Raw genomic sequence first — 6,245 nt, forward strand, 5'->3', positions numbered from 1 at the left:
AGATCTCCCGACCGGTGGTAACGATGCCGACAGCTTAACGGTGAAAATCTCACGCAGGTACACGCAGGCTCGTTCCCAGCGCTGCCGCGCCCGCTGCGAATCCTGGCCGACGAAGCTCGCGACCAGGATTCCGCGCAGTGCGTCCATCGCGGTGTAGACGATGTTGCGGATCTCCTTTTGCGCCGGGTGATTCGGCAAGATCTGGTCGATCGCGGCAATCAAGGTACTGTTGACGACGGGTTCCACCCGTTCGACCTGTTGCGCCAGTACCGGGTCGGTGCGGGCGGCGGCCCAAAGTTCCATCGTCGCAACGAACATCGGTCCCTGATGGGCTTCCCACAGGAAGTCCAGCGTCGCCGATACCGGATCCGGGCTGCATTGCACGCGGCCAAGTTCGCGAATCGCAGCTTGTGCGCGTTGTTGAGCCAGATGCTCAATAGCCGCGACCACCAGATCTTCCTTCGACCGGAAATGGTGGATCTGAGCGCCCCGGGTGACTCCGGCCATCTCAGCGATGCGTAGCGTCGTCGTTCCGGAATAGCCCCGGGAGACCAGGCACTCCACCGTCGCATCGAGCAGCCGGGCGCGCATCGCGGCACTACGCTCGGCCTGGGTGCGCCGCACCGCTCGACCGTCGACGCGTGTCGCCACCGCCGCACCTGCCTGTCACCTCACAATGCAATCTGCGAGAACAGCATACATGCACAGCTGCAGTTAACTGTCGTTGCCGCGCTCTACCGCCCGGGCGTCGCAAGGATCTTGAATAGCATATTGTCGACGTCGGTGAGCGCTTGAACGTCGATCCCGCGGCGGAACTCGCGTAGCCGGGTCTTACGCAAACTGGTGATCAGACCCGGCGCAGCCCAGCTGTCGCCGCCGAGATCGACGCCAAACCCGATGTCAGGCTCGGTGTCGAACACCGGCACCACGATCACGGTTGGTTCGGACGCGATCTCGTTGTACACGGTAGAGGACACCACAAGCACGCTGATCCCACCTTCGACCGTCCAGATCTCGCCGCGGCGTTGTGTCATCGAGCGGCCAACTCACCAAAATTTCGATCCGCCCACGCCTCAGCGAACGACAGGGCCTGCGGATGGTCTGCCATCCATTGGGCGTGGGCGGCGCAGCGGCGACGCATATCCTCGACATCCAGAACGCCTTCGATCCAGGCGTTCATCGACTGATGGTCCGCGTCTGCGTAGCGCTTGACCGCCTCGTAGGCGACATCCGAAAGGCGCAACGTAATCATCTTTGCCACCGTTATATGCTAGCATCTCATGCCAGCAAAATATGGCAGATCGTTCGGAGGTGCGTCCCAGCGCGGAGATCTACAACGTGGCCGGCCGCAGCACCACCACGGATCTCGTCCGTGGTCTGGCGTCTTCCAGCAGTGCGACCACCCGCCCGTCCGAATCGGTGGCCGCGTACACGCCGTCGAGGCCGACCGGCGCAAGCCCACGTCCATGGCTGGCGGCGGCGGCTTCGGCAGCGGTGAGGTCGCGGCGCGGAAAGATCTGCAGACAGGCCTCATCGAGGGTGTGGCTCAGCCGCGGGCGCTCGGCCAGTTCGTCGAGCGTTCGGGCCTGATCCAGCCCGAACCGGCCGGACCGGGTGCGCCGCAGCGCGATCAGATGCCCCCCGACGCCCAGCGTGGCACCGAGGTCGCGGGCCAGGGCGCGGATGTAGGTGCCCGCCGAGCAGTCCACCTCGACATCGATGTCGACGAGTTGCTCGTGGCGACGCACCGCCCGCATCTCGAACCGGTCGATACACACCCGGCGGGCGGTCAACTCGACGGCACGGCCCTCCCGGGCCAGCTGGTAGGCACGCCGGCCGGCGACCTTGACCGCACTGACCGACGAGGGCACCTGCTCGATGTCACCCCGAAACCCGGCTATCGCGGCGACGATTCCAGCATCGGATAGGTTCTCAGCTGAAATCGTTTGCCGCAGTTCACCGTCAGCGTCCTCAGTGGAGGTAGTCTGCCCCAGCCGGATGGTCGCGGCGTAAGCCTTGGGGGCTCCGGTAAGCAGGCCGAGGATTTTGGTGGCCCGGTCGATGCCGACCACCAACACACCGGTGGCCATCGGATCCAGCGTCCCGGCGTGGCCGACCTTGCGAGTGGCGAAGATCCGCCGACAGCGCGCCACCACGTCGTGGCTGGTCATCGCGGCGGGCTTGTCGACGATGACGATCCCCGGGCCTGCGCTCACAGCACGATCGCCGTCAAAACCAGTCCGTCCCGCACCGACCACCGTCCAGATAACGTCGTCAACGGCGGCCCACACAGCGCGGCCGGGTCGATCAAGATTCGTGCAACGAAACCACCGCCGACATCGAAGGTGATGTGTGCGTCCTCGAAACCCAGCCACCGCTTGGTCAGCGGGAACCAGGCCTTGTAGGTGGCTTCCTTGGCGCAGAACAAGATACGGTCCCAATGCAGGCCGTCAGACATCGCCTGGAGTTCGGCCCGCTCCTCCGGCAGGCTGACCGAATCCAGCACGCCGGAGGGCAGGACGTCGTGCGGCTCGGCATCGATGCCCACCGAGCGCACCCCGGGCCGACGGCCCACCGCGGCACCACGGAAGCCGGCGGTGTGGGTCAGACTGCCCACGATGCCGTCGGGCCAGCGCGGTTCTCCCTTCTCCCCCTTGAGAATCGGCACCGGTGGCTGCCCGAGTTGGGCCAGCGCCAACCGGGCGCAGTACCGAACGGTGACGAATTCGTTGCGCCGCTTGGTGACTGACTTTTCGATCAGCGGTTCCTCTTCCGGCAGCGGGCGCAGATCGGGCGGGTCGTCGTAGCGTTCTTCGGCGGCCAAAGCACTGCGATGGTCGCCCAGCACCGTGTCCAGCAGTGCCCTCATCGGGATTGCCGCTCGCGTATTTGCTCCCGGAACTTCTCGCTGGCCGCCCGCATCTCCGGTGTTATGACGAAATGACCGCCGAACTCGTTGAGATAACCGGGGGCGTACTGCGGATTCGGCAATACCTGTCGCAACCAGCGATAGGGCTTGCGGCGATGCCATTCCCGCGGGTAGCCGACCGACACCTCCTCGAAGCGCACCCCGTCGTACCAGGTGGTGCGCGGAATATGCAGGTGGCCGTAGACCGAGCAGGTCGCGTTGTAACGGATATGCCAGTCGGCGGTCTCCACCGTGCCGCACCACAGCGAGAACTCCGGGTAGAACAGCACCTCACACGGGTCGCGCACCAGTGGAAAGTGATTGACCAGCACGGTCGGCGTCATCCAGTCCAAATCCTCGAGCCGCTTGCGGGTAGTGGCGAGCCGGTCGGCGCACCAGGCATCGCGGGTGCCGTACGGCTCGGGTGACAGCAGGAACTCGTCGGTGGCCACCACGTTGCGTTCCTTGGCGATGGCCAGGCCCTCGGCCTTGGTGCTCGCCCCCGGCGGCAGGAACGTGTAGTCATACAGCAGAAACGTTCCCACGATGGTCGCCGGGCCGCCCTCTTCGGTCCAGACCGGGAATGGGTGTTCCGGGGTGACGACCCCCATCTCGTCGCACATGTTGACCAGGTAGTCATACCGGGCCCGCCCGAAAATCTGCATCGGATCCTTGCCGGTGGTCCACAGTTCATGGTTGCCGGGCACCCAGATCACCTTGGCGAAGCGCCGCCGCAGCAGATCCAGCGACCAGCGGATCTCGTCGGTGCGTTCAGCGACGTCACCGGCGACGATCAGCCAGTCGTCCGGTGTCGACGGGTGCAGCGATTCGGTGACCGGCTTGTTGCCGATGTGGCCGGTGTGCAGATCCGATACCGCCCAGAGGGTCGGGCGACCACTGGCCGCATGGACCGCCGGCTCCTGCGTCATCACGATGCTTCAGCCTAACGGGACTGGGCACCCGATCCGCGTCCCGTGGCCGCCCCCGCAGTACATATGCTGGTCCGGTGACGTCGACCGGCCAGCACCGCTGGGTCCGACACATCGGCGACGCCGCCTTCGCCCGCATGCTGCGACTACCCGCGCCGAAGACCCGCTACAGCGTGCGCGGCGTCGAAATCCCGATGCGCGACGGGATCGTGCTGCTGGCCGACCACTACGCACCCGACGGCGAAGCGGCCGGCACCCTGTTGATGCGCACCCCCTACGACCGTGGGTTTCCGATGTCGCTGGTGTTCGCCCGGGTCTACGCGAGTCACGGCTACCACGTGATCGTGCAGAGCGTGCGTGGAACGTTCGGTTCGGGCGGCGTGTTCGAGCCGATGGGCAACGAGGCCGCCGACGGCGCCGACACCGTCGTCTGGCTGCGTCGCCAGCCGTGGTTCACCGGCACCTTTGGCACCATCGGGGTGTCGTATGTGGGCTACACCCAGTGGGCGCTGCTGGCCGATCCGCCCCCGGAGCTGGCCGCGGCCGTCATCACCGTCGGCCCGCACGATTTGAGGGAGTCGACTTGGGGCACTGGGTCGTTCGCACTCAACAACTTCCTGTTCTGGGCCGACCTGATGGCCCATCAAGAGGACGGTCGTATCCGGACCACCATCCACCAGCTGCGCGCCCCCGGCAAGGTGGCACGCGCCGCGGCCGGGCTGCCGTTGGGTGCGGCCGGCCGGGCGCTCCTGGGAACGGGTGCGCCCTGGTACGAATCGTGGGTCGCGCATCCCGACCCCGGCGACCCTTTTTGGGAACGGGACCCGACCGACGCCGCACTGGACCGGGCGCAGATCCCGGTGCTGCTGCTCAGCGGCTGGCAGGACTTGTTCTTAGACCAGACGCTGACGCAGTACCGGCGGCTGCACGGTCGGGGTGTCGAGGTGGCGCTGACGGTCGGGCCGTGGATGCACGCCGAGATGCTCACCAAGGGGGCGGGCGTGGTCACCCGGGAATCGCTGGGCTGGCTCGACACCCACCTCGCCGGTGCCGCCGCCACACCACGGTCCAGCCCGGTTCGCGTGTTCGTCACCGGCGCCAGCGATGATGGCTGGCGCGACCTGCCGGATTGGCCGCCGCCGACCAGCCCACGGCACTGGTACCTACAGCCCGGCGGCGGGCTGGCCGCGATATCTCCCGCGACAGCGGCGTCGGCTGAGCCGGCACGATTCCGGTACGACCCCGCCGACCCCACCCCCACTGTCGGCGGCCCGCTGCTGTCCCCGGACGGCGGCTACCGCGACGATAGTAGGCTGGCCCGGCGCGACGACGTCCTGAGCTTCACCGGCGACGCGCTGACCGAGAACGTGTCCGTGTTCGGAAGCCCGGTCATCGAGTTGGCGCACAGCTCGGATAATCCGCACGTCGACCTGTTCGCCCGGGTCAGCGAGATCGACAGCCGTGGGCGATCGCGCAATGTCAGCGAGGGCTACCGGCGACTGCACGATCAGTCCGGCCCGCTGCGTCTGGAGCTCGGCGCCATCGCGCACCGGTTCGCCGCCGGCTCCCGCATCCGAGTGCTGATCGCCGGCGGCTGCCATCCCCGGTTTGCGCGCAACCTGGGCACCGGCGCGCCCCCGGTGAGTGGTGTCCGGCTGCGGCCCGCCACGCACACCGTCCAGTTCGGTGACTCCCGGCTCGTGCTGCCGGTTGGCGACTGCGGGTAGGACTTCGACCGCATCGGTGGCGAACACCGATCCGTTACTGCCGACCACCGACTCCGGTCACCACCCACCGGCCGGAGATCGCCCGCCAGCCGACGAAGATCAGCCGCAGCACCATGAAGGTCGTCAACCCCGACCAGATGCCGGCCAACCCCCAACCCAGCACCAGCGACAACCAGATCAGCGGCAAAAACCCCACCAACGCACTGAGAACGGTCGCGGTGCGCATGAACCGCACGTCGCCGGCACCAAGTAACACCCCGTCAAGAGCGAAAACAATTCCGGCGACCGGCAATTGAGCTACCAGGAACCACCAGGGAACCACGATGGCTGCCCGCACGGCGACGTCGTCGGTGAACAATCCTGGCAGCACCGGAACGCCGACGGCGAACAGCACCGCCAACGCGGCCGCGGCCACCAGAGAGAGCGCCGTCACTCTACGGGCCACCGATTTAGCGTGCGGCGCATCGCCGGCGCCGAGTGCCGCACCGACCAGTGTCTGCGCCGCGATCGCCAGCGAATCCAGCACTAGCGCAAGGAATTCCCATATTTGCAACACCACCTGGTGCGCGCCCAGGGCCGCGGCACCGAACCGCGCCGCGACCGCGGCCGCCGAAATGAAGCAGGCCTGAAAAGCCAGGGTCCGCACCATCAGGTCGCGACCCATCACCAGCTGCGCGCGCA

At 66.9% G+C, this 6,245-nt stretch carries 8 protein-coding genes; 1 reads left to right on the plus strand and 7 read right to left on the minus strand.

Annotation, left to right across the window (positions count from 1 at the left end; genetic code table 11):
- The 6 genes from AC2VOP_RS02660 to AC2VOP_RS02685 form a co-directional block, all read right to left on the minus strand.
- The coding region (locus tag AC2VOP_RS02660) for a TetR/AcrR family transcriptional regulator (protein ID WP_486959534.1) at positions 1-591 on the minus strand (591 nt) is incomplete at its 3' end.
- A 143-nt stretch (positions 592-734) separates the two neighbouring features.
- Entirely contained in the window at positions 735-1,034 is a 300-nt protein-coding gene (locus AC2VOP_RS02665; RefSeq protein WP_486959531.1) for a type II toxin-antitoxin system PemK/MazF family toxin, read from the minus strand.
- Positions 1,031-1,252 (minus strand): hypothetical protein, encoded by a 222-nt coding sequence (locus AC2VOP_RS02670; RefSeq protein ID WP_486959535.1) that lies wholly within the window; start codon positions 1,250-1,252, stop codon positions 1,031-1,033. The genes AC2VOP_RS02665 and AC2VOP_RS02670 overlap by 4 nt, the downstream gene beginning before the upstream one ends.
- A gap of 79 nt (positions 1,253-1,331) precedes the next feature.
- Positions 1,332-2,171 (minus strand): tRNA pseudouridine(55) synthase TruB, encoded by an 840-nt coding sequence (gene truB, locus AC2VOP_RS02675; RefSeq protein WP_486959536.1) that lies wholly within the window; start codon positions 2,169-2,171, stop codon positions 1,332-1,334.
- 41 nt (positions 2,172-2,212) lie between these two features.
- On the minus strand, positions 2,213-2,869 hold the full coding sequence (gene pptT / locus AC2VOP_RS02680; RefSeq protein WP_486959532.1) for a 4'-phosphopantetheinyl transferase PptT: 657 nt from the start codon (positions 2,867-2,869) through the stop codon (positions 2,213-2,215).
- Entirely contained in the window at positions 2,866-3,837 is a 972-nt protein-coding gene (locus AC2VOP_RS02685) for a metallophosphoesterase family protein (protein ID WP_486959537.1), read from the minus strand. Before AC2VOP_RS02685 ends, pptT begins: the two co-directional genes overlap by 4 nt.
- A gap of 137 nt (positions 3,838-3,974) precedes the next feature.
- On the opposite strand from AC2VOP_RS02685, the gene AC2VOP_RS02690 reads away from it, so the two are divergent.
- Positions 3,975-5,564: a CocE/NonD family hydrolase gene (locus AC2VOP_RS02690; RefSeq protein ID WP_486959538.1), complete on the plus strand. Its 1,590-nt coding sequence runs from the start codon at positions 3,975-3,977 to the stop codon at positions 5,562-5,564.
- 34 nt (positions 5,565-5,598) lie between these two features.
- Here AC2VOP_RS02690 and AC2VOP_RS02695 read toward each other — a convergent pair.
- Positions 5,599-6,245: MATE family efflux transporter (locus AC2VOP_RS02695; RefSeq protein WP_486959533.1), on the minus strand; the 647-nt coding region annotated here is incomplete at its 5' end.

This window comes from Mycobacterium sp. TH-M106 (genome assembly GCF_057473765.1).

Bases quoted from the DNA above. Each gene is read 5' to 3' on its own strand.
- AC2VOP_RS02665 (WP_486959531.1), bottom strand. From the start codon at position 1,034: ATGACACAACGCCGCGGCGAGATCTGGACGGTCGAAGGTGGGATCAGC.
- AC2VOP_RS02670 (WP_486959535.1), bottom strand. From the start codon at position 1,252: ATGATTACGTTGCGCCTTTCGGATGTCGCCTACGAGGCGGTCAAGCGC.
- truB (WP_486959536.1), bottom strand. From the start codon at position 2,171: ATGACCAGCCACGACGTGGTGGCGCGCTGTCGGCGGATCTTCGCCACT.
- pptT (WP_486959532.1), bottom strand. From the start codon at position 2,869: ATGAGGGCACTGCTGGACACGGTGCTGGGCGACCATCGCAGTGCTTTG.
- AC2VOP_RS02685 (WP_486959537.1), bottom strand. From the start codon at position 3,837: ATGACGCAGGAGCCGGCGGTCCATGCGGCCAGTGGTCGCCCGACCCTC.
- AC2VOP_RS02690 (WP_486959538.1), top strand. From the start codon at position 3,975: ATGCTGCGACTACCCGCGCCGAAGACCCGCTACAGCGTGCGCGGCGTC.